Origin of the sequence: Corynebacterium sp. HMSC062A03 (genome assembly GCF_001811145.1) — a bacterium.
Classification (GTDB): domain Bacteria; phylum Actinomycetota; class Actinomycetes; order Mycobacteriales; family Mycobacteriaceae; genus Corynebacterium; species Corynebacterium aurimucosum.
On record NZ_KV803703.1, the window covers coordinates 48,293 to 71,482 of the forward strand.

The 23,190-nt window shown below is 62.6% G+C and carries 17 protein-coding genes and 1 tRNA gene; 13 read left to right on the forward strand and 5 right to left on the reverse strand.

Annotated elements, in window-relative coordinates; genetic code table 11:
- The 5 genes from HMPREF2781_RS10810 (at position 1) to HMPREF2781_RS10830 (ending at position 12,269) form a co-directional block, all read left to right on the forward strand.
- On the forward strand, positions 1 to 8,904 hold the full coding sequence (locus HMPREF2781_RS10810; RefSeq protein ID WP_083308567.1) for a type I polyketide synthase: 8,904 nt from the start codon (positions 1 to 3) through the stop codon (positions 8,902 to 8,904).
- Between the two features lie 97 nt (positions 8,905 to 9,001).
- A complete protein-coding gene (locus tag HMPREF2781_RS10815) occupies positions 9,002 to 9,997 on the forward strand; it encodes a substrate-binding domain-containing protein (protein WP_070645939.1) in 996 nt (331 codons plus the stop codon).
- Entirely contained in the window at positions 9,994 to 11,052 is a 1,059-nt protein-coding gene (locus HMPREF2781_RS10820) for an ABC transporter permease (RefSeq protein WP_070645941.1), read from the forward strand. Before HMPREF2781_RS10815 ends, HMPREF2781_RS10820 begins: the two co-directional genes overlap by 4 nt.
- A gap of 2 nt (positions 11,053 to 11,054) precedes the next feature.
- Positions 11,055 to 11,807 carry an ATP-binding cassette domain-containing protein gene (locus HMPREF2781_RS10825; protein WP_070645943.1) on the forward strand — a complete coding sequence of 251 codons (753 nt, stop codon included), beginning with the start codon at positions 11,055 to 11,057 and terminating at the stop codon, positions 11,805 to 11,807.
- Between the two features lie 36 nt (positions 11,808 to 11,843).
- Positions 11,844 to 12,269, forward strand: coding sequence for a holo-ACP synthase AcpS (locus HMPREF2781_RS10830; RefSeq protein WP_070645963.1), 426 nt, complete (start codon positions 11,844 to 11,846; stop codon positions 12,267 to 12,269).
- 13 nt (positions 12,270 to 12,282) lie between these two features.
- Here HMPREF2781_RS10830 and HMPREF2781_RS10835 read toward each other — a convergent pair whose 3' ends face one another.
- Positions 12,283 to 12,921: a TetR family transcriptional regulator gene (locus HMPREF2781_RS10835; RefSeq protein WP_070645945.1), complete on the reverse strand. Its 639-nt coding sequence runs from the start codon at positions 12,919 to 12,921 to the stop codon at positions 12,283 to 12,285.
- A 3-nt stretch (positions 12,922 to 12,924) separates the two neighbouring features.
- Positions 12,925 to 13,395, reverse strand: a complete 471-nt coding sequence (bcp, locus tag HMPREF2781_RS10840; RefSeq protein ID WP_046647348.1) for a thioredoxin-dependent thiol peroxidase — start codon at positions 13,393 to 13,395, stop codon at positions 12,925 to 12,927.
- Between the two features lie 198 nt (positions 13,396 to 13,593).
- On the opposite strand from bcp, the gene HMPREF2781_RS10845 reads away from it, so the two are divergent.
- The 5 genes from HMPREF2781_RS10845 to HMPREF2781_RS10865 all read left to right on the forward strand — a co-directional run bounded on the left by HMPREF2781_RS10845 (position 13,594) and on the right by HMPREF2781_RS10865 (position 17,673).
- Positions 13,594 to 13,872, forward strand: a complete 279-nt coding sequence (locus HMPREF2781_RS10845) for a DUF3618 domain-containing protein (protein ID WP_010191207.1) — start codon at positions 13,594 to 13,596, stop codon at positions 13,870 to 13,872.
- 267 nt (positions 13,873 to 14,139) lie between these two features.
- Entirely contained in the window at positions 14,140 to 15,276 is a 1,137-nt protein-coding gene (locus HMPREF2781_RS10850; protein WP_070645947.1) for an ABC transporter substrate-binding protein, read from the forward strand.
- Positions 15,277 to 15,278: 2 nt separating this feature from the next.
- Positions 15,279 to 16,394 carry a FecCD family ABC transporter permease gene (locus HMPREF2781_RS10855; RefSeq protein WP_246817292.1) on the forward strand — a complete coding sequence of 372 codons (1,116 nt, stop codon included), beginning with the start codon at positions 15,279 to 15,281 and terminating at the stop codon, positions 16,392 to 16,394.
- Positions 16,385 to 17,146: an ABC transporter ATP-binding protein gene (locus tag HMPREF2781_RS10860; protein WP_070645949.1), complete on the forward strand. Its 762-nt coding sequence runs from the start codon at positions 16,385 to 16,387 to the stop codon at positions 17,144 to 17,146. The genes HMPREF2781_RS10855 and HMPREF2781_RS10860 overlap by 10 nt, the downstream gene beginning before the upstream one ends.
- Before the next feature lie 11 nt (positions 17,147 to 17,157).
- The gene (locus HMPREF2781_RS10865; RefSeq protein ID WP_070645951.1) at positions 17,158 to 17,673 is read left to right on the forward strand and encodes a 2'-5' RNA ligase family protein; all 516 of its coding nucleotides are present in this window, start codon (positions 17,158 to 17,160) and stop codon (positions 17,671 to 17,673) included.
- A 39-nt stretch (positions 17,674 to 17,712) separates the two neighbouring features.
- On the opposite strand, the gene HMPREF2781_RS10870 is transcribed toward HMPREF2781_RS10865, so the two are convergent.
- A tRNA-Lys gene (locus tag HMPREF2781_RS10870) sits at positions 17,713 to 17,785 on the reverse strand.
- 289 nt (positions 17,786 to 18,074) lie between these two features.
- Between HMPREF2781_RS10870 and HMPREF2781_RS10875 the strand changes: the two genes are divergently transcribed.
- From HMPREF2781_RS10875 to sucD, 3 genes are all read left to right on the forward strand, one after another.
- Complete coding sequence (locus tag HMPREF2781_RS10875) at positions 18,075 to 19,304, forward strand: L,D-transpeptidase (RefSeq protein WP_070443420.1); 1,230 nt, start codon at positions 18,075 to 18,077, stop codon at positions 19,302 to 19,304.
- 218 nt (positions 19,305 to 19,522) lie between these two features.
- Entirely contained in the window at positions 19,523 to 20,695 is a 1,173-nt protein-coding gene (gene sucC / locus HMPREF2781_RS10880; RefSeq protein WP_210386034.1) for an ADP-forming succinate--CoA ligase subunit beta, read from the forward strand.
- 8 nt (positions 20,696 to 20,703) lie between these two features.
- A complete protein-coding gene (sucD, locus tag HMPREF2781_RS10885) occupies positions 20,704 to 21,582 on the forward strand; it encodes a succinate--CoA ligase subunit alpha (protein WP_070645955.1) in 879 nt (292 codons plus the stop codon).
- A gap of 42 nt (positions 21,583 to 21,624) precedes the next feature.
- Here the strand turns inward: sucD and HMPREF2781_RS10890 are convergent, their stop codons facing one another.
- On the reverse strand, positions 21,625 to 22,170 hold the full coding sequence (locus HMPREF2781_RS10890; protein ID WP_070645957.1) for a DNA-3-methyladenine glycosylase: 546 nt from the start codon (positions 22,168 to 22,170) through the stop codon (positions 21,625 to 21,627).
- 27 nt (positions 22,171 to 22,197) lie between these two features.
- Positions 22,198 to 23,058 carry a siderophore-interacting protein gene (locus HMPREF2781_RS10895; protein WP_070645959.1) on the reverse strand — a complete coding sequence of 287 codons (861 nt, stop codon included), beginning with the start codon at positions 23,056 to 23,058 and terminating at the stop codon, positions 22,198 to 22,200.
- Between the last annotated feature and the right edge of the window lie 132 nt (positions 23,059 to 23,190).

A 23,190-nucleotide genomic window follows, 5' to 3' on the forward strand; every position in this document is an offset into this window, starting at 1 on the left:
GTGTCCGATTCCCACGTCTCTGTGCCTTTGGTTGCGCACTTGGGCTCCGAGCCTTTCGCGCTGTCTTTCTCCGGACAAGGCTATGCCTGGCTGCCGACGTTGCGCGACGCCCTTGCCACTGGTGTCGGGCCGCAACTGACTGAGTACCTCGCTGAGGCGGAAGAACTGCTTGCCCCACTGGACGAGGAACTCCTGCCCGCTGCGCCACACGGGTTTGCACCCCTGGCCTGGGCGGATGCGGAGCCGGCGTGGGCGCACGCGCTTGCCGACGTCCCACTTTCCACTCCCGGCATCCTCACCGCACAGCTGGCGGTGCTAGAAAACCTGCGCGCACACGGAGTAGAACTCGAGGACGCTGTGAGCAGCATCGGCCATTCCCAAGGCGTGCTCGCCGCAGCGGTGGTGAAGAAGCGCATGAGCCCAGCGGGGGCTCTGGCACTGGCGCGTCTCATCGGCGCAGCCATGGTGACTACCGCGCGCAGCGCTGGGCTCGTCCGCACCGCGCAGGGCGCACCCATGGCGGCGGTGACCGGTGCGACGAAGCAGCAACTGCATGAAGCCGGTGCCCGCATTGGCCTCGACAACGGACGGGGGCGCTTCGTCATCGTCGGAACACCGGTTGAGCTTGCCCGAGTGAAGGCCGCGCTGCAGGAGAACGCGACCCTTACGGAAGGGGAGGAAGTCAAGCCCGCCGCAGTTACCGTTTCCGACCTTGACGTTTCGGCCGCGTTCCACCATCCCACCATGCAGTATGCGGTGGAACAGGTAGAAAGCTGGGCGGGGCGAATCGGCTTGGACCCAGAAATCACCGCGCAGCTCGCGCGCGCCGTGCTCACGGACTACGTGGACTGGCCCGAGCGCGTTGATTCGTCGCTTGACGCTGGGGCTCGCTGGATCCTTGAAGTCGGGCCCACCCGCGGGGTGGAGCCGCTGACACGAGATCTCGTTGCCGGGCACGGCGTGGGCACGCTGGCCGTGGGGACAGCGCAAGGACTGGCTCAGCTCGTGGAACCGGGACGCGCACCTTCTCTGCCACGCGCGTGGTCCGAGTGGGCCCCGCGCGTGGTAAACGGGCGTCTGTCGACCGCTTTCACTCGGGCCACCGGCTACTCACCAGTCATGCTCCCCGGGATGACCCCCACCACGGTGGACCCGGACATCGTCGCCGCGGCAGCCAATGCCGGGCACTGGGCCGAATTGGCCGGCGGGGGACAGCACACCGATGCCATCCTTAAAGAGAACTTGCACACCCTGGGCCGGCTACTGCAGCCTGGGGTTAACGCCCAGTTCAATGCGCTGTACCTCGCGGCTTCCCAGTGGCGCCGCCAGATCGAGGGGCCGAATTCGATTCTGCAGGCACGCGCAGTGGGAGCGCCTATCAACGGCGTGGTGATTTCCGCTGGTATTCCGCCTGTGGAGGAGACAATAGAGCTGGTGGGGAAGCTCCACGCAGCGAATATCCCGTGGGTCGCCTTCAAGCCGGGAACTTCGGCGCAGGTGGAGGAGGTTCTCCGCGTTGCGGACGCTCTCCCTGAGACCACCGTAATCATGCAGCTGGAAGGTAGCTCGGCCGGTGGCCACCACTCTTTAGAAAGTCTCGATGAGGTCCTTGTTGCTACCTACGCGCGGATCCGTGAGCATGACAATGTCCTTCTCGCCGTTGGTGGGGGAATCGGTACCCCAGCGCGTGGAGCAGAGTACCTGCTGGGCACGTGGGCGCAGCGCTACGGTCTGCCCGCAGCGCCAGTCGATGCCATCATGGTGGGCACCGCTGCCATGGCGGCGAAGGAATCCACCGCATCCAAGTCGGTAAAGCAGGCGCTCGTCGCTGCGAAGCGCGACGACGTTGTATCGGGACGCTCGGACCTGGGGGCAGACATTCACGAGCTGGACAATTCCTTTGCCCGCGCTGGGCGCCTCTTGGATGAGGTGGCCGGTGACGCTGCGGCCGTGGAGACTCACCGCGCGGAGATCATTGAGGCCATCGGGTGCACGTGCAAGCCCTATTTCGGGGACCTTAATGAGATGTCTTATTCCGAGTGGCTGCAGCGCTACCTTGAGCTGTCCTATCTGGACGGCTGGGTCGATGAATCCTGGTTGAGTCGATTCATGCGCATGGTGGCTCGCGCCGAAGCCCGCCTTCATCCGACCGACCACGGCGAGATTGAGTTGCGCGTTGAGGTTGACCGCGAGAACCCAGCTGAGGCAAGTGCTCAGCTAACCGAACTCTACGGTGACGCCGCGCTGCACCCGACCGACGCCGCATGGTTCATCCAGCTCGTGGATGGTCCGGGCAAACCCGCAAACTTTGTGCCGGTCATCGATTCTGACGTACGCCGCCGCTGGCGCCGCGACACCTTGTGGCAGGCGCACGATGAGCACTACGAGGCCGATGAGGTCTGCATCATCCCTGGCACGGCAGCCGTTGAGGGAATCGAGCAGGCCAACGGGCCGGTGGCGCAGATACTTGGCCGCTTCGAACAGGCGGCACTTGCGCTTCTTGACGAGACCGAGGATGACTCTGGCGAGCCCGCTTTCAGCACTGAAGAGCTCATTCGCCGCGCCCCGGGGCTGAATTGGGCCGGGCGCGAGCAGCCCAACCTTCTGCGCTTGGGCCTTCATGGCGTGGAACTGGAGGCTGCCGGCGACGATGCCATGTGGTTGACCGTTCCGTTCCAGTCCGGAGCTAGGCTGCGTGTGCGCATCACTTCGCCGCGCATTCCGGGTGCCTCACCACTGGTCACTGTCGACTATGCCGAATCCGCCATGCGGGAGCTGCTGCGCCAAGCTGTCGGCGGCGACCTACCTGAGGTTGATTCCGGGGCCGCAACAATCAGCGCTGACCTCAGTGCCACCGACATTGCCCAGTATGGTGCGGTGACGAGCGGGGAGATGAGCACTGCTGTCTCGCCCGATGTCCTCGTTGGCCGCGCCTGGCCGGCACTCTTCGCAGTCCTGGCCGGCGCCCACACCGAGTCCGGGGAGCCGATAGTGGAGGGCTTCCTCAACCTTGTCCACCTCGAGCACTCGCTGAGCCTCACACCGCACGCCTGGGATCGGCTTCGCAGCAGCGCCGCCCCCGACGCTGAGCCTTTGGACCTGCGCTACACCGCCAAGCTGGAGGAGGTACGCGATACACCGTCGGGGCGCGTTGTCGACATTACAGTCGGCGTGACTACAGCCGTGCGCGACGAAGAACATGAATTCGCGCAGATGCACGAGCGCTTCCTGATTACCGGACGGCATGGTGATGCATCCGAAACCAACGCGCAAGCAAACAGCCAAGAAAACAGTGCAGGGTCCTCTCTCCGTGAGACTCCGTGTTCCTTCCGCCACCGCACCACCGCGGTGGCACCGGAATCACTGCGGCCCTTCGCCGTTGTAACGGGGGATAGGAACCCCATCCACCTGTCATCGAACGCTGCGGCACTGGCGGGGCATCGTCAAGGCCCGATCGTCCACGGCATGTGGACCTCGGCGCTGGCGCAGGCGGCTGCGGCATTTGACAGCACCCGCGTTCTCGAGTGGTCCGTTACCTGGCTTGCACCCGTGCTTCCCGGCAGTGAGGTGGAGTTTGATGTGGAACGGGTGGGCGTCGACAAGCGGCGCGGCTACGGTGAGGTCCGCAGCGTGACTGCCACGAGTCAGGGCGTGCCGGTGCTGCAGGCGCGAGCGACGATGAGCAGCCCCACTACTTTCTATGCTTTCCCGGGCCAAGGCATCCAGTCCCCAGGAATGGGAATGAAGGACTACGCAGAATCCGCAGCGGCGCGCGCCGTGTGGGAGCGTGCGGATGAGCACACGCGGCAAAGCTTGAGCTTCTCCATCCTGGAGATCGTCCGCCACAACCCCGACACCGTGGTGGTGGCTGGTGAGACCTTTACCCACCCAGATGGCGTGCTATATCTGACGCAGTTCACGCAGGTGGCTATGGCGACGCTGGGTTGCGCACAGATTGCAGCGCTTAAAGAATCCGGGGTTCTTGAAAGTTGTGCCTTCTTCGCTGGCCACTCGGTGGGCGAGTACAACGCCCTGGCCGCCTATGCCGAGGTCCTGTCCTTGGAAGCAGTGTTGGACATCGTTTATGTCCGCGGTCTAACCATGCACCGTCTGGTCGAGCGCGATTCCGCTGGGCAATCTCTCTACGGTTTCGCTGCGCTGCGCCCGAACAAGATGGGGATGAGCGCGACCGAAGCCTTTGACCATGTCGCTCGGGTCGCTGCGGATACGGACGAGTTCCTCGAGGTGGTCAACCACAATATCGCCGGGCGCCAATATGCAGTGGCCGGCACGAAGGCGGGCCTGGATGCACTGGCGAGCGACGCCGAGCGCCGCGCCCCTGGGCAGCGTGCCGTCATCCCCATTCCGGGAATTGACGTGCCTTTCCACTCCTCCCACCTGGTGGGCGGCGTAGCGGATTTCCGCGCGCACCTCGATGTACTCATCCCTGAAGAAATCAATCTCGACCCGCTGGTGGGGCGCTATATTCCAAACCTTGTGGCGCGGCCCTTCGCGCTGAGCCGCGAGTTCGTGGAATCCATCGCCGCGGTGGTGGATTCGGAACCCATCGCGGAGATTCTGGCGGACTTCGATGGTGCCGTGGCGAGCCCGGCGCGCCTGGGCCGTACCCTGCTCATCGAGCTTCTGGCCTGGCAGTTTGCTTCCCCCGTGCGCTGGATAGAGACCCAGGATTTGCTCCTCGCGCAGCTTGGCGTGGAGCGTTTCATTGAGGTCGGCGTTGGCAGCGCGCCAACGCTCTCCAACATGCTGGGCCAAACCCTGCGCCTTCCCCAGCACGCGGGCAGCGCAGACCTCGAGGTGCTCAACTATGAGCGCGACCATGGGCGAGTCTTTGCCGAAGACGCCGAGCCGGCACCCGGGCCAGCAGCGAAGGCGGTCGCAGAGCAAGCCGCACAACCGGTTAGCGCCGAAGCGGAATCGGTAGAACCTGACACACACCAGGAAGAAACCGTGCAGGCACCACGTGAGGAGGCGCCGGCCGCCATCGAGGACTGCCCGCTGAGCGTGCACCAGGCCCTCGAGATGCTTATTGCGTTGTGGACGAAGGTCCGCCCTGATCAAATGGCCGCGACTGATTCCATCGAAACCCTCGTGGAAGGCGTATCCTCCCGCCGCAACCAGTTGCTCGTTGACCTTGGCGTGGAATTCGGTATCAGCGCCATCGAGAATGCTGCGGATACACCCATCCCGCAGCTGGCGGAGAGTGTGGCGCAGCGCGCGCCGGGCTATGCACCATTCGGGGAGGTCCTCACAGAGCAGGTTGCGCAGGCGCTCAACCGGCTCACGGGACCGGCGGGCAAGAAGCCCAGCTACGTGGCCGAGCGCGTGAGCGGTACCTGGGGATTGGGGCCAGGCTGGGTCGACCGCGCGACTGTGCAGCTGGTCCTGGGTACTCGCGAGGGCTCCTCGTTGCGCGGCGGGGACTTGGCCAGCTTGCCCACGACCGCCGTGGCGTCGGTAGCTGAGCTCGATGAACTGATCGACGCCGCGGTGCGCGCTGCCGGCGAGTGCGAAGGAATCGCGCTTCAGAAGGCCGCAGCGGCAACGCCACACGAGGCCGTGGACCCGGAGGCGGTGCGTGCCTATACCGAGCGCCTTGAATCGGCGCTGGAGGACTCCGCCCGCGCCGCACTCGCCGCTCTCGGCTGTGAGGAGACCCTGATTGAGCAGGGGGACAGCGCAGCACGCACGGAGCTGGAGCAGCTCGTTGCCACGGAGCTGGGGCCGGACTGGCAGCAGCGCGTCGCCCCCGCTTTTGATGCGCGCAAGGCAGTGCTTCTCGACGACCGCTGGGCCAGCGCCCGCGAGGACATCGCCCGCGCAGCCGCCGCCGGAGAAACAGAGCCTGAACTCGCCGTGCTGGGCGCCGGTGAGGAGGTAGCGCTCTTAGCCGAGCACTTCGGCTATGTGGACTTGGCCCGCGATGCCCGCACCCCGGCCGATGGGTTGCTCTTGGCTGACCAGGTGGCGGTGGTGACGGGTGGCTCGCCGGGTTCGATTGCCGCCGAGCTCATTGGCGAGTTGCTCGCGGAGGGCGCAACCGTGATTGCGACGACCTCCCAGCTAAGCCACGAGCGCCTGGAGTTTTATAAGGAGCTCTACCGCAGGCGGGCTGTCGGCGCGGCCGCGCTGTGGGTAGTTCCAGCAAACCTCAGTTCCTTCGCGGACGTGGATGCGCTCGTGGAATGGATTGCGGCAGAGCACACCGCCACCGTGGGCGGTAAAACCGTGCAGATAAAACCGGCCTATGTGCCGGACCTGCTCTTTCCCTTCGCCGCGCCGCGCGTTACCGGTACCCTCCAGGATGCCGGTGCGGGGGCGGAGTCCCAGATGCGCCTGCTGCTGTGGTCGGTGGAAAAACTTATTGCGGCGCTTTCCGCTGTGGGTACGGATACACGCGTGGGCCACCGCCTGCACGTGGTGCTGCCGGGCTCACCCAACCGCGGGCGCTTCGGCAGCGATGGCGCCTACGGCGAGGCCAAGGCGGCCCTCGATGCCTTGGTTAACCGCTGGTCTTCCGAGCAATCCAGCTGGGGAGCGCGCACCTCGCTGGTGCACGCCCACATCGGGTGGGTGCGCGGCACCGGCCTGATGGGCGGCAACGATCCGCTGGTTGAGCAGGTGGAGGCCCGCGGCGTGCGGACCTTCTCAGCGAAGGAGATGGCGGTGCAGCTTCTCGACGTCACCGCGTCCCCGCAGATCCGCGCTCAGGCAGCGTCCTCACCGCTGAGCGTCGACCTCACCGGCGGGCTGGCCGATGCTGAGTTGGACCTAGCCGCACTTGCCCGGGCGTCACAGCCAGAGGAAGCAGATGCACCACTGGCAGCTGGTAGCTCGCGCGTAGAGAAGGCTTCGCGAACGGCGAAGGCCCTGCCGAACGTGCTGAAACCTGCGGAGTCGACCAGCCCCGACTTCAGTGGGGTAACGCAGACTCTCGAGGACATGGTGGTCATCGTCGGCGCGGGAGAGCTCGGTCCGCTGGGCTCCTCGCGTACCCGCTATGAGGCGGAGGTCGGCGGAGAGCTCTCCGCGGCTGGCGTGCTGGAACTGGCCTGGAGTCGCGGACTCGTCAGTTGGGATGAGCGCACAGCCGGATGGCTGACGGCCGAAGGTGAAAAGTTAGCAGAGGAAGACGTCTACGAGCGCTTCCACGACGAAGTTCTCGCTGGGATTGGTGTACGCCGCTTCCACGATGACTTCGGGCCACACCTACCTATGCTGGATAACCTCGCGCCCGAGCTGACCACCATTTATCTAGAGAAGCCGCTGAGTTTTAGCGTGCCGGACGAAGAGACGGCGCGCAGCTTCGTCGACAGCTGCGAGGGTGCCACGTTGCGGCGCGTTACTGATCAGACTGGCGAGGTTGAATGGCAAATCACCCGGCCCGCTGGCTCCGCAGTGCGGGTTCCGCGGCGCGTGGCCATGACCCGCTTCGTGGGCGGCCAGATACCGGAGGGCTTTGCCCCACAGGTCTACGGCATCCCCGCGGACATGGTGGATAACCTCGACCGGCTCGCCTTGTGGAACCTGGTGTGCACAGTGGATGCCTTCCTTTCTGCAGGCTTTAGCCCGGCCGAGCTCTTGTCCCATGTCCACCCGGCGCGGGTGAGCTCCACCCAGGGCACCGGCATGGCAGGCCAGGAGGCGCTGCGCTCGTTGTACGTCGATAAGCTCTTGGCCCAGCCACGCCCCAATGACATCCTGCAGGAAGCGCTGCCCAACGTTATTGCCGCGCACGTGATGCAGTCCTATGTCGGCGGCTATGGCCAGATGGTGCACCCGGTGGCCGCCTGTGCCACGGCGGCGGTGTCGGTGGAGGAGGGCTTCGACAAGCTGTGCCTGCACAAGGCGGACTTCGTCGTGGCCGGCGGCATCGATGCCCTGTCTATCGAGGGTATTACCGGCTTTGGTGACATGGCGGCTACGGCCGATAGCGCCGAGATGGCGGCGAAGGGGATTGAGCATCGCTTCTTTTCCCGCGCTAATGACCGCCGTCGTGCCGGCTTCGTGGAATCCGAAGGCGGCGGGACTATCTTGCTCGCCCGGGGAAGCTTTGCCGCACAGATGGGGCTGCCCGTCCTTGGCGTGGTGGGCTTTGCCGAGTCCTTCGCCGATGGTGCGCACACCTCCATCCCCGCGCCGGGCTTGGGCGCACTCTCCGCGGCGCGGGGCGGTAGGGAGTCTCGCCTGGCTAGCTCGCTGAAGGCGCTGGGGGTCGGCCCCGACGATATCTCCGTGGTGTCCAAGCACGATACCTCCACCAACGCCAACGACCCCAACGAATCTGACCTGCACGAGCGCATCGCCGCCGCCCTCGGCCGCAGCCCCGGCAACCCGCTGTATGTGATATCGCAGAAGAGCCTGACCGGGCATGCCAAGGGCGGTGCCGCCGCCTTCCAACTCATCGGTCTGACCCAGGTACTGCGCAGCGGAATTCTCCCGCCGAACCGTTCCCTGGACTGCGTCGACCCCGTGCTGCGCCGCCACGAGCACCTGCTGTGGCTGCGCCAGCCGCTGGACCTTCGCCGCACCCCGCCGAAGGCGGGCCTGGTGACATCTCTGGGCTTCGGGCACGTCTCCGCCCTCATCGCGCTGGTTCACCCGAGTGCTTTCTTTGCCGCATTGGCCCGGGAGCAGGGTGAGGGCGTGGCCGAAGCCTGGCGGGTGGCCGCCGCCGATCGCGAGCTGCGTGGACTGCGGCGCTTAGAAGAAGGCATGCGCGGTGGGCCATCGCTGTACGAGCGGCCGGTAAAGCGCAACTTGGGAGCAGGCACAGCTGACGAGGTAGCTGAACGTGAGGCAGCAACGCTGCTGAGCGAATCCGCTCGGCTTCGCAACGGCATCCTCGAACCGGAGGGAGGAGACACAACGAAACGGGGGTAGCAGGCGCTAGAGTATCCCCAGCGTGTCCCCTCTGGAACGATAAAGAAGCAGGTCAGGCGGGTTGGAGAAGTCCCCCAATCTGGGGCACCATGCAAGGGTGAATAAAACTAAGAAGCCACTACTAGGCCTTATTTCGGTAGCCGCTGCCACCCTTCTTGCCGCCTGCTCCGCCACCGGTGGTGCGCCCCGTCCCGAAGCTGACGGTGAGCTAGCCGGTGGCGTCGACACCGAGCGTCTTGTCGTTGCCATGATTTCCCATGGCGCACCAGGTGATACGTACTGGGATCTCGTGCGCAAGGGCGCGGAGGATGCCGCTCGCAAGGACAATATCGAGTTGCGTTACTCTTCCGACCCGGAAGCGCCCAACCAGGCAAACTTGGTCCAGTCCGCCATCGACTCCGGGGTGGATGGCATCGCCGTGACCATGCCCAACGCTGGAGCGATTGGACCGGTGGCCAAGAAGGCCGTGGATGCTGGCATCCCCACCGTGGGGCTTAACGCCGGCATGGATGATTACCAGAAGTATGGAATGAGTGCCTTCTTCGGCCAGGAGGAGAAGGTCGCCGGCACCAAGGCCGGCGAGCGCCTCAAAGACGATGGCGCCAAGCACGTTCTGTGCGTCATCCACGAGCAAGGCAACTCCTCGCAGGAGTCGCGCTGCGCCGGTGTGAAGAAGGGACTGGACAACGGCAAGGTTGAGCTCCTGTACGTCAACGGCAAGGATCTGACCGCCGCGCAGTCCACCATCAACGCGAAGCTGAGCCAGGACCCATCCATTGACTGGGTCATGGCGCTGCAGGCCTCCGTGGCCATGCGCTCCGCCGACGCGGTTGCTGACGCCGCCTCCGAGGCCAAGGTCTCCACCTTCGACACCAACGCCGAGCTTGTCGACGCCATTGCGGATAAGCGTATCCAGTGGGCCGTCGATCAGCAGCCCTATATGCAGGGCTACCTTGCCGTCGACTCGCTGTGGTTGGCACACCGCAACGGTTCCACCATGGGCGGCGGACGCCCCGTGTACACCGGCCCCTCCTTCGTGGATTCCACCAACGTGGACATCATCTCCGAATCCGCTAAGGCAGGCCTGCGATGAGCGAAGCCACGACTGCATCAGACGAGGCGCAATCAACCCCCGCCGATACCCGCCTGACCCGCCGCAGCGGCTTCGCGCGCTTCATCCGCCGTCCGGAACTGGCCAGCTTGCTCGGCGCGGTGGTCATCTTCGTCCTTTTCATGATCGTGGCGCCCGCCTTCCGCTCGGTGGAGGCCTTCTCCACGGTGCTTTACGCCAGCTCCACGTTGGGCATCGTGGCTCTGGCGGTGGGCCTGCTCATGATTGGTAATGAGTTTGATTTGTCCTCCGGCGTGGCGGTGACCTCCGCGGCGCTCGTGGCCACCATGCTCAACTACAACTTCCACCTCAACTCGTGGGTGGGCGTGGGCCTTTCCCTGCTGACCGCACTGGCCATCGGTGCGCTCAACGGCTTCCTGGTGGTGCGCACCAAGATCGACTCCTTCCTTATTACTCTGGCGGCCTTCCTTATGCTGCAGGGTCTCAACCTGGCGATTACCAAGCTGGTCACCGGCCAGGTGGCTACCCCCACCATTTCGGACATGGAAGGCTTCGATTCTGCCCGCGTCATTTTTTCCGGCACCATCCACATCGGCAGCTTGAGCATCCGCGCCACCGTCATCTGGTGGATCCTCTTCGTCGCCATCGCCTCGTGGGTGCTCTACAAGACGCGCTGGGGAAACTGGATCTTCGCCGTTGGTGGCGACGATGAAGCCGCCCGCGCCGTCGGCGTTCCCGTGCGCCGCGTCAAGGTGGCGCTGTTCATGCTCGTCGGATTTGCAGCGTGGTTCGTGGGCATGCACACCCTTTTTGCCTTCGATTCCATCCAGGCCGGCCAGGGTATTGGCAACGAGTTCCTCTACATCATCGCTGCGGTCATTGGAGGCTGCTCCATGACCGGCGGGCGCGGTACCGCGGTGGGCACCGCCATCGGCGCGCTTATTTTCGGCATGACCAACCAGGGCATCGTGTACGCCGGCTGGAACCCCGACTGGTTCAAGTTCTTCCTCGGCGCGATGCTGCTCTTTGCCGTGCTCACGAACACTTCGGTGGCCAACTTTACGAGGAAGCGATAACCATGATTGAGTTGCACGATATTTCCCAAACATTTGGCAACTTCCACGCCCTGCGCGGTATCAACCTCCGCGTCAAGGAAGGCGCAGTGACCTGCGTGCTGGGTGATAACGGCGCGGGTAAATCCACGCTGATTAAAATCCTCGCCGGCCTCAACCAGCCCACCGGGGGCACTATCACCGTCGATGGGGAAGAGGTGAATTTCACGAGTCCGCGCGATTCCCTCGGCGCCGGTATTGCCACCGTGTACCAGGATTTGGCGCTAGTGCCCTCGCTGTCTGTGTGGCGTAACTTCTTCCTAGGCCAAGAGCTCACCGGGGCGCTGGGGAGCTTGCGTGAAGAAGAAATGAAGCGGATTACGCATGACCAGCTGGCCGAGATGGGCATTGAGCTTGGCGATGTCTCCGTGGAACTCTCCGCCCTCTCCGGCGGCCAGCGCCAGGTGGTCGCCATTGCCCGCGCCATCTACTTCGGCGCGCGCTACATCATCCTGGATGAGCCCACCGCCGCGCTCGGTGTGAAGCAATCAGGCATGGTGCTGCGCTTTATCGACGCCGCCCGCGAACGCGGCATGGGCGTGGTGTTTATTACGCACAACCCGCAACACGCCTACCTCGTGGGCGATCACTTCATCGTGCTCACGGTGGGGCAGATGTCTCTCGACGCTTCCAAGGAGGAGGTCACGCTGCCGGAGCTGACCCAGTGGATGGCCGGCGGCGACGAATTGGAGGAGCTCAAGCAGGAGCTGGCGCGCTAGACCACGGTTGGCGTAACTAAGCTGGTCTGCATGACTATGAGTGGCGTGAGCGTGGGCACCGACTTGGTGCACATTCCGTCCTTTGCCCAGCAATTGGAGCTTCCCGGCACACGTTTTGCGCGGGTCTTCAGCGCCTCCGAGCTGCGCGTGGCGCAGGCTCGTGGGCTAATCGGTGCTGCCCGCGCGCAGCACTTCGCAGGGCGCTGGGCAGCGAAGGAGGCCTTCATCAAGGCGTGGTCGCAAGCGCTCTACGGGCGCCCGCCGGTCCTGGCGGAGGAGGCCGTGGACTGGGCCGAGATTGAGGTCCGCCCGGATGCGTGGGGGCGCGTGGCAGTTGAACTGCGCGGGGAGATTGCCCGGCTCGTGCGGGAATCCCTGGGGGATTTTTCTACGGCGTTGTCGATCAGCCACGATGGTGACTACGCCACCGCTACCGTGCACCTTTCGCGGCACATGCCATAACCCACGCCATGACCTAGGCGCTGGTCGCGATGGCGAAGAGGTAGGCGATGAGCATGCGCTTAATCTCTTCCACCACGCCATCGAAGCTCTCCTCGGAGCGCATGGTGCTGTAGTTGAGCAAGGACACCACGGTGTGGACGAGGAAGGCGGCGATCTCCACTCGGGCGTCGGCGTCCATGCCCTGTGCAAGAGGCTCGATGATTTCCGCGATGGGCTTGAGCAGGCTGAGCTCGGTATCAGCGGCCGTGGCGCGGGTAGCTGGCGTGGACTGCACGGCGTGCCACACCGCGCGGCGCGAAGGGTCCTCGCGCCAGACGCGAGCCATGCGGTCAATGAATTCCTCGAGAAAGTCCGGCCACTGCAGGGCCGGCACGCGTTGGGAAAAACGCTCAACCTCCGCCTGCATTGCGGCGGTGTCTTGGCGGTCGAGCTCGCAGATCAGTACGTACTTGTTGGCAAAATACTGATATAGCGTGCCGATTGGTACTTCCGCGCGGCGCGAGACCTCGTCGAAGGTAAAAGACTCAAAGCCATAGTCCACGAGCGCCTGACGCGCGCAGGACAAAATCCGGTCATACTTGGCCCGGCTGCGTGCCTGCGCTGGGCGACGCCTCGGGACCAGAATCTCCGGTGACTTCGAGCTAGATTCCACGGTTTAGTTGAGCCCCTTGAGCACGCGGGCGACGTGGCCAGTGGCCTTGACGTTGTACATGGCCTGGCCGATCGTGCCGTCTTCCTCGACGAGGAAGGTAGAGCGGATAACACCCTGGACGATCTTGCCGTAGTTCTTCTTCTCGCCGAAAGCACCATACGCCGTCATGACCTCCTTGTCGGGGTCAGACAGCAACGGGAAATTCAGCTCGTGGTCCTCGCGGAACTTCGCCAGTGCCTCGGGCTTGTCAGGGGAGATTCCCACCACGGCGATGTTCATGCCATTGAGTTGTTCCAGGCTGTCGCGGAAGTCGCAGGCTTCCTTCGTGCAGCCAGGAGTGTTGGCGCGCGGGTAGAAATAAACCACGACGCGCTGGCCGGCGTAGTCGCTCAGGCTCACGGTGTTGCCGGCATCATCGCTCAAGGAAAAAGCGGGGGCTTTGTCCCCTACGGACAGTCGTTGTGCTTCAGTCATGGTGTCTACCTTACCGTGCTCTGTTCAAGGGCTCTTTCGCTCATCGATGTTCACTCGGTGCAGCGTGGGTGAGATAAACGTTGACCGACTCTGCAGACACGCTGGCGGTCAATGTAGAATGTCCACGTTAGAACCACAACGGTTAGATAGAAGCTAACCGCAACAACACCGAACGAAGTCAAAATTCAGGAGATTCACGTGGCACGCAACATTGATGATATCCAGCGCGACATCGAGCGCACCCGCCGTCAGCTGGCTAGTACCTTGGATGAGCTCGCTGATCGCAGCAAGCCGCAGAACTTCGTCGAGGATGCTAAGGGCGCGGCAACCCAGAAGCTGCAGGAGCGCAATGTGCAGATGGCGCTCGCCGGCGTTGGCGCGGCCGTCGTAGGCCTCATCGCTTTTTCCGTCTTCCGCTCCAAGCGCCGTAAGTCCGACATCAAGGAGCTGCAGCGCCTGCTCGCTGAGCGCCGCTAGCGCGGGCGCGCGCCAGTGGGCGCGACTGCGCGCGTAGAGGCCCTGCCTTGGGAAATGCCTGGGGTGGGGCATTTTTACGCTCCGCATAAACTAGAAAAAGCATTGCCTACCCTATGCAAGCTTTGGGTAGCCTTACTTATCTGTGTAGTATGAACCTCCGAACAGACCACAAGACGAAAGCTTGAAGGAGAAATTGTGCTTCACGTATCGACGCCTGCAGGCCAGGCATCCCGTCCACGCACCGGGCGAGTGGTAGGGGCGTGCGCCATGGTGGCGGCGCTGGCCGGCGCGCTGGCGGGCTGTGCCGCCGACAATGCCGGTGCTGGCAGCGAGCAGGCCGGGACTGCTGCTGTGAGTTTCACAGACCTTGCCGGCCGCCAGGTGGAGCTGGACCACGCGCCGGAACGCGTCATCCTGGGAGAGGGCCGCAGTGTCTTTGCCACCGGCATCCTCAACAAGGAAGACCCGCTGGACAAGGTCGTGGCCATCGGATCGGACCTGAAGCAGAATGTGCCCGACTACTACCGCGAGCTGGAAAAGACCACGCCCAAAGTCAACGAGCTGCCGGAAATCGGCGGCTTCACCAAGGGTGATGTCACCGTGGAGGAGCTCATCAGCCTCGACCCGGACCTCATCGTGCTCTCCAAGGATCAGTATGAGGCCTCCCAGACCGCCGGGCTCACCGACAAGCTGGACCAGGCCGGCCTGACCTATGCCGTCACAGACTTCCGTTCCAAGCCCTTGGAGAACACCGTGCCCACCATGGAAATCTTCGCCGATATCTTCGGCCACGAGGACCGCGCGGAGGAGTTCATCGCAGACTGGCAAAAGAACGTTGACCTGGTAACTGAGCGCGCAAAGAAGGCGCAGGATAAGCCGTCCACCTTCGTGTGGCGTGCAGCAGGTATCTCAGATTGCTGCGGCTCGTGGAACGACTCCAATATTTCTGAGTTGGTCAATGTCGCCGGCGGAAAGAACGTGGCAGATGGCATCATCGAGGGCGAGTCTGGCGCACTGACCCCGGAGAAGGTCATCGATGTCGATCCCGACATGGTCATCGCCACCGGCGGTGACTGGTCCACCAAGGTGGATAACGCAAGGGGCCACACCGGTTTCGCCGCTACTGGCTATGGCATCAGCGAAAAGGATGCCCACGACAGCGCCAAGACGCTGGCCAGCGTCCAACCTGGTTTTGAGGACCTCTCTGCCGTCAAGGAGCACAACCTCCACGGCCTGTGGCACCAGTTCTACAACTCGCCCTTCAACTACCTGGCGCTCCTCCAGATCGCCGCGTGGCTCCACCCGGAGGACTACGCAGACGTCAACGTTCAGCAAGAATGGGCCGAAGCCCAAGAGAAATACTCGCCCGTCCCCGGCGACGGAACCTTCTTCAGCACCAACTAGTCATGAGCATTCTCACATCAACCACGCGCACGGCAAACCCTGAACGAACCACGCGCGCAGAAACCGCGGAACTTCCTGTGGAGGCCCTCGCACACGAACATTCCCGCGTGACCCGCCGCCGCATCGCCATCGTCGCCGGGCTTATCGCCGTAGCACTCGCCGCCTTCGTCGTGAGCGTGATCGTTGGCGCCATCGACCTCACCACGGGGCAGGTGCTGCGGGGGATGGTGGACCCGGGAGGCGTCGACAAGCAAACGCGTACAGTCCTGTGGAGCCTGCGCCTGCCTATGGCCGTCATGGCGCTGCTCATCGGGGCTAGCCTGTCACTGGCTGGCGCGCAGATGCAGACCATCCTGGATAATCCGCTGGCGGAGCCTTTTACCCTCGGCATCTCCGCGGCGGCTGCTTTCGGCGGGGCCAGCGCCATCGTTCTGCGGTGGCAGCTCCTGGCCCAGCCGCAGTTCAACCTCGCGCTCATCGCGTGGCTGTCGGCGGCGCTGGCCACGGCCATCATCGTCGTCGCCGCCGTCATCCGCGGTGCGAAGTCCGAGACGATGGTGCTGCTCGGTATCGGCCTCGTCTTCTTCTTCCAGGCCATGTTGGCGCTCATCCAATACCGCTCTTCTAGCGAGGCTCTCCAGCAGATCGTTTTCTGGTCCATGGGTTCCCTCACCCGCGCTAGCTGGCAGGCCAACGCCGTGCTGGCCGGCGTGCTTGCGGTGGCGTTGCCCATCCTGGGCGCGCTGTCGTGGCGGCTGACGGCGTTGCGGCTTGGCGACGCCCGCGCCACCGCCCTCGGCATCAACACTTCCCGCCTGCGCGTGATTGTTCTCGTCGTGGTCTCACTCGTCGCGGCAACCACCGTGGCTTTTGCCGGCATCATCGGATTTATCGGCCTGGTGGGCCCGCACATCGCGCGCATGTTGGTGGGCGAGGACCAGCGCTACTTCGTGCCGGCCTCCATGGCCGCGGGCGCGGCGGTGATGTGCGCCGCCCACGCGCTAAGCCTCCTGATTAAGCCCGGGCTCGCCATCCCCATTGGCATCGTCACCTCGCTTCTGGGCGTGCCGTTCTTCATCGCCATCGTCATGACCCGAAGGAGGGCATTGTGGACGTAGAACTCACCATCACCGATCTATCTGCCGGCTATGGCTCGCGCACGGTGGTGGACGGGCTGAGCCTTCCCACCCTGTGCGGCGGGCAGGTCGTGGGGCTGCTGGGGCCGAACGCGTCCGGCAAGACCACCACCATCAAGACGCTCGCCGGCGTGCACCGCGCGCGGGGCGGCACGGTGGATTTTCGTGTCGACGGCCAGGTTCCGCGCGGACAGCGGCGCCGCCGGCTCATTGGCTACGTGCCACAGGGCCTGCCGCACACCGCGGCGCTGCGGGCGTTTGAGGCGGTGCTGATTGCGGCGCGTCGGGAAGCATGCGAGGACCCCGTCACCCGCACCGCCGAGGTCCTGCACTCCATGGGGCTCGACGACATTGCGCAGCGCTACCTCAACGAGCTCTCCGGCGGCCAGCGCCAGCTCGTCGCCGTGGCGCAGATGCTGGTGGGGACCCCTGGGCTTATGCTTCTCGACGAACCCACCTCCGCCCTCGATCTCAACCGCCAGCTCTTCGTCTTGGGCCGCGTGCGGGCAAAAGCTCGGGAGGAAGGCAGCCTCGCGTTGGTAGCGATTCATGACATCAACCTGGCGGCCCGGATGTGTGACCAGCTCGTCGTGCTCCACGGTGGCAAGGCCCGCGCCCATGGCGCGCCGGGGGAGGTGCTCACGGAGGAACTCTTGCGCGAGGTCTACGGCGTAGAGACGGATGTGCTGGACCACCGCGGGCAACCCGTCGTGGCGCTGCGGGAGGTTAGTTAGACTCGGGCCGTGTGAGCCGAAATTCGCCCGAGAACCTCCTGTTGTACCTCACCCCGGAGGACGAAAACACCATCCGGGAAGTCTACGCAGCCCTGGCTCAGCGTGGCTTTCCGGTGCAGCACCAGCGCCCGCACATTACGGTGACGTTCGCGCCGGTGCTCGAGACTTCAGTCGTTGACGAGGCTCGCAGCCTGCTCCCACCGCTGATGCCGGCGCAATTTCATCGCGTAGGAACGGTGGTCTTCGGAAGGAAAAGCAAGCAGACCGTGGCCTGGCTTCTGGAGACCACCGATGAGCTAGAAATTGCGGCGCGGAAGATAAGCGCTAAGAACCCCGAGGGGCGCGGACCACGGTGGACGCCGCATCTGACGATGGGCCTGCGCCTGCCCCGGGCGCTGGTGCCTGACTATATGCGCGTCCTCGATGAGATTGCCGGGCCGGAGCATAAAGAATTCAGGGCAGAATCTGCCGCCTGGTGGCGGCCCAAGACGCAGCGCCTGGAGGTCTTTGGGGCGGCCACGGAATGAGGAAACCCCCTTCATCGAAGGATGAAGGGGGTTGAACTGTGCGCCATCAGGGAATCGAACCCCGAACCCACTGATTAAGAGTCAGTTGCTCTGCCAATTGAGCTAATGGCGCTTGTGTTTACTCGGTGACTGCTGATTTCCTCAGTGCCTGCCGTGCAACGAGATGTAACTTTAACACCCTCTTTGTAAAAAGGTAAAATCGCCAGGTAGTTGGTGGTTTATTGGGGTCTTCGGTGGTGGCGTTGTGGCCGCTTTGAAGGAGGGGCGAATTGGGTGCGCAACGGGTGGGTAACGAAACGGTTAAGGGTGGTGGCGTCAACTGGTTTGAGAGGTGCGCTGGCGGTTAGGCTATGAGAACTCTTGTCATTGTCTTTAATCATTTCTATGAGCTAGGGGTTTCTGTGCGTTCTCTATTCCCTTCTGCACGTCCCGCAGTACTTCTCTCGAGCCTCGTTGCAACGGCTTCCCTTCTGGCCGCCTGCACCATCGGCGGGGCCGCGGATTCTGGCCCAGCCGAAAACCAATCGGAAGCAGATGCTCAGACGAGTGCTTCGGCGGAGGCGTCGGCCTCGGCAGCCGCTAAAGCGAAGCAGCTGAAGTTTTCCGTCAAGGACGGTGCTAGCAATGTTGATCCATCCGAACCGGTAGAAGTGAACTCCCCGGCTGGCCTGAAGTCGGTGACGATGACCAACGAGGCTGGCATTGAAGTGGAAGATGAGCTGTCCTCGGACTCGACCACGTGGAAGAGTGCTGAGGTGCTGGGATATAACCGCACGTACACCATCGATGCCACGGACAAAGATGGCACCCACAAGACCATCACGTTCACCACCCCGCAGGCCGCGGGGGTATCCGAGGTAGCTTTGAGCCCACTGCCGGACTCCGAAGTAGGCGTGGGTCAGGTTATCGGCGTGCGCTTTGGCAACTACGTCACTGACCGCAAGGCGGCCGAAAAGGCTATTACGGTCAAAACAGAGCCCGCCGTCGACGGTGCTTTTTACTGGGTGAATAACCAGGAGGTGCGCTGGCGCCCGGAAAACTATTGGGAGCCGGGTACGAAGGTGACTGTTGACGTCGACCTGTACGGTCGCAACCTCGGCGGCGGTGTCTACGGCGGCGAGGATGCCTCAACCAACTTTACTATCGGCGACCGCGTCATCACGCTGATCGATAACAACACGAAGATGATGTCGGTGTTCAAGAATGGTGAGGTGCTGCGCCGCATTCCTGTCTCGATGGGCAGGGATGGCCAGTGGGATACCCCGAACGGCGCCTACATCATCGGTGACCAGTACCCGTCCCTTACCATGGACTCGACTACCTTTGGCCTGGCTCTCGACGCTGGCGGTTACAAGACCGACGTTCAGTGGGCGACGCAGATGTCCTATTCCGGAATCTATGTCCATGCGGCGCCTTGGGCTGTGGGTGCGATGGGCAGTTATAACCAGTCCCACGGCTGTATCAATGTAACTACTGAGGCTGCTCAGTGGTTCCAAAACACGGTCAAACGCGGCGATATTGTGAGGGTTTCCAACACCGGCGGTGGTGTGCTGAGTGCGCTCGATGGTCTAGGGGACTGGAATATGGATTGGGCTACCTGGTCTGCGGGCAATGCTACCGCTAATCAGTAGCTCCCCGGGGATCGATCAGGGTGCACCCGAAAGTTAAAACAGCTAATTCGGCGTCAGTGGCCTAAATGGCTGTAACGGGCAGCATTGCGACGTGCGCGCATGTAATGCAAAGTGTGTGAAGTGTAATGCTTTAACTTCTACAAAGTGGTTTGCATCACGTCTTTGTTTTGGTGAATCTTGTGGAGAACTAGTTATTCACTGCAAAGATGGAGGCAGAAGTGGATCTCTACGAGTACCAAGCTCGAGACCTCTTTGAAGCTCATGGCGTTCCCACCCTCAAAGGCATCGTTGCGACCTCGGCCGTGCAGGCTGAAGAAGCAGCCGTGAAGTTGGGGACACCGGTGGTCGTGGTCAAAGCACAAATCAAAACCGGTGGGCGCGGAAAGGCTGGGGGAGTCAAGCTAGCGCACAGTCCTGCGGAAGCCGCGGAGAAGGCCAATGAGATTCTAGGCCTGAAGATCAAGGGGCACACCGTGCGCAAGGTCATGGTGGCAGAAGGTGCCGACATCGCTGCGGAATACTACTTCTCCATCCTCCTGGACCGCACCAAACGCCGTTACCTGGCCATGCTCTCCAAAGAAGGCGGCGTGGAGATTGAGAAGCTGGCCGAAGAGCGCCCAGATGCCCTGATTAAGCGCAGCTTCTCCCCACTCGATGGCATGACAGACACCCTCGCTCGAGACATGGCGTATGAGGCGGGGTTTGACGAGGGGGACGTCGCCAAGCTGGTGCCCGTATTCAAGAAGCTCTACACGGTGTACACGGAAGAAGACGCCACGCTTGTAGAGGTGAACCCACTGGTCAAGACATCGAGCGGTGAGATCATCGCGCTTGATGGCAAAATCACGCTGGACGATAACGCGCAGTTCCGCCACCCCGAGCACCGGGACCTCCAAGACCACGGGGCGACCGATCCGCTGGAGCTCAAGGCGCAGAAGATCGGGTTGAACTACGTGAAGCTTGACGGTTCCGTGGGGATTATCGGCAATGGCGCTGGCCTAGTGATGTCCACGCTCGACGTCGTGGCCTATGCCGGCGAGGATTTTTCTTCGCAGCCGAAGCCCGCGAACTTCCTCGATATCGGTGGTGGCGCTAATGCGGAGGTGATGGCCAACGGGCTCGAAGTGATTCTCAGTGATCCGCAGGTGAAATCGGTCTTTGTCAATGTCTTCGGCGGTATTACCGCCTGCGATGAAGTGGCCAAGGGCATCGTGCAGGCCTACAAAATCCTGGACTCGGAGGGGATTGAACCCAAGCCGCTCGTGGTGCGCCTGGATGGCAACAACGCGGAATTGGGGCGCGCGATTCTGAATGACGCACACCTGCCCAAACTGGAGCAGGTTGAAACCATGGACGCTGCGGCCCGCCGGGCTGCGGAGCTGGCGAACTAGGAGTAGACATGTCGATTTTTCTCAACAAAGACTCGCGGATCATTGTCCAGGGCATGACGGGGTCCGAAGGTATGAAGCACACGCGTCGCATGCTGGAATCCGGCTCCACCATCGTAGGTGGGGTCAACCCGCGCAAGGCAGGTGAGCGCGTGGATATTGAGGGGCGTGAGATTCCCGTCTTCGGCAGCGTGCGTGAGGCCATGCAGGCTACCGATGCCAATGTCACCGTCATTTTTGTGCCGGCAAAGTTCACTAAGGACGCAGCGGAAGAAGCCATCCGCGCCGGTATTGAACTCGTGGTCATCATTACGGAAGGAATTCCGGTGAAGGACACCGCTGAGCTCTATGCGCTGGGACGAGAATCCAAAACCCGCATCATTGGGCCGAACTGTCCGGGGCTCTACACACCGGGCGAATCTAATACGGGCATTATTCCGGCAGAGACTGCGCCAAACCCAGGAAAGATTGGCTTGGTGTCGAAGTCGGGCACGCTGACGTATCAGATGATGTACGAGCTATCCGATATTGGTTTTAGCACGTGCGTGGGAATCGGTGGAGATCCGATTATTGGGACCACGCACATTTCAGCGATTGAGGCCTTCCAGAATGATCCGGATACCGAGGCGATCATTATGATCGGTGAAATCGGCGGTGATGCAGAGGAGCATGCCGCTGCCTATATCAAGGACCACGTCACGAAGCCGGTGATTGCGTATATCGCGGGCTTTACCGCGCCGGAAGGCAAGACGATGGGGCATGCTGGCGCCATCGTGTCTGGTGGTTCTGGTACGGCAGAAGGCAAGAAGGCGGCGCTGGAAGCGGCCGGCGTGAAGGTGGGCAAGACCCCCTCGCAGGCCGCGGAGCTGGTGCGAGCAGCCTTGGCTTAAAGATAAGGCGCATGAGTCTCAGGACTCATGCGCCGGTAGGGGCTAGCGGGGGAGACCGCGACGCCGAGACACTGTCTTGTCGAAGGGAATCCAAAATCGTAGCGCGGCGTCTTGGTTCTTTGAGATGCCGATGCGCGGCCCGCGGACCCACTCGGGCTCCTCTTCGCGTGCGCCAAGTTTTACCGGGGTTCCGTTATCTTCAAGGCTGAATCCTAAGGCCTTGCCCAAATTGCCAGGGCCGCGGGCGAGATTATGAAAATCCGTGTCGCCCCGGCGCTGGTAGGCAATGTCTAGCCCGTCGATGACTTCTCCGCCGCGGGGCAAGCAACCCTGACCGGTGCCTTCGGGCGCGCAGACGATATTGCCGTTCCGATGGATGCCATAAGACATGTAGACGTAGAAGCGCCCGGGTTGGCCAAACATGGCTGCGTTGCGCGGAGTGCGGCCCTTAAAAGTGTGTGAGGCCTCATCGTCTGCGCCGAGGTAAGCCTCGACCTCCGTGATGCGTACTGAAACGCCGTTGTGCGTGAGCACCGTGCCCAGAAGCTGGGGAGCAACGACGTCGGCGGTGTCGGTGAAATCGATCATTGCCGCAGTCTAACGTGAAAACAAGCGTTAGGCCTTAGCTCTTTCTTCCTCTGCTTCAATCTCTGCATTGAATTCGCGCTTGGAGGATTGCCATTGGTCCTCAGTCATTCCGATACGCCAGTAGCCAGAGATAGAAACGTCTTCCTTGGGAATTCCAGATTCCACGAAAAGGAAGCGACGCAGCTCTTTGATCATCTCGGCGACACCGTGGATGAACCAGCTGGTTTTCTTCTCCTTGGGGATACCAGCCTCGCGTACCACGCGGGATAGCTCAGTGCCGTGGGTAGCGCCATTGCGGATCACCCAGACGATCTCCACGCCCTCGCGGGTGGGCAGCTCGAACTTGTGGTCTTCGTCTTCGATCTCGATGAAGGCCGTAGTGGTCGCGCCCTCAGGGAGGTGGCGCAGACCAGCGCCGATGGCCGGTGCCGCAGATTCATCGCCGGCGAAGATGAAGTGCTCATATTCTTCGGCAGGTCCCCACGCGCCACCTGGGCCGAGGAAGCCGATCTTCTCTCCGGCCTTAGCGACTCGTGCCCACGGACCAGCCAGACCGGAATCACCGTGGGTGACAAAAACAACGTCGAAGTCCCCGGTCTCCGGGTCTAGGTTAATCAGGGTGTAGGTGCGGAGAATTGGTTGCTTATCACGCGGCTGCTCTTCGCGAATCTGCTGGACATCAAATGGCCAAGAATAATCGGCGCTTTCTGGCACGAATAATAACTTGATGTAGTGATCCGTAAACTCCAGCTCCTTGCCTACAAAAGCCGGGGAGTTCATGCTCAACCGAATCAAATCCGGAGAGACCTGGTAGCGACCAGTCACGGTTGCTTCATGCGCCTTGCGGGGCTTGCGCTTCGGCGCTGCCTCTTTAGCTTGGCCAGCCATCGTTATCACTGTCCTTTGAAAACTTGAGGTGCTGTGCTGGCGGAAGCCTACGCACCATGCAATTAGGTAAGGCTAACATACTCAAGGCCGGCAGGTTGGGGCTTAAGGGACATTTCGTGTGGATAAACCGAT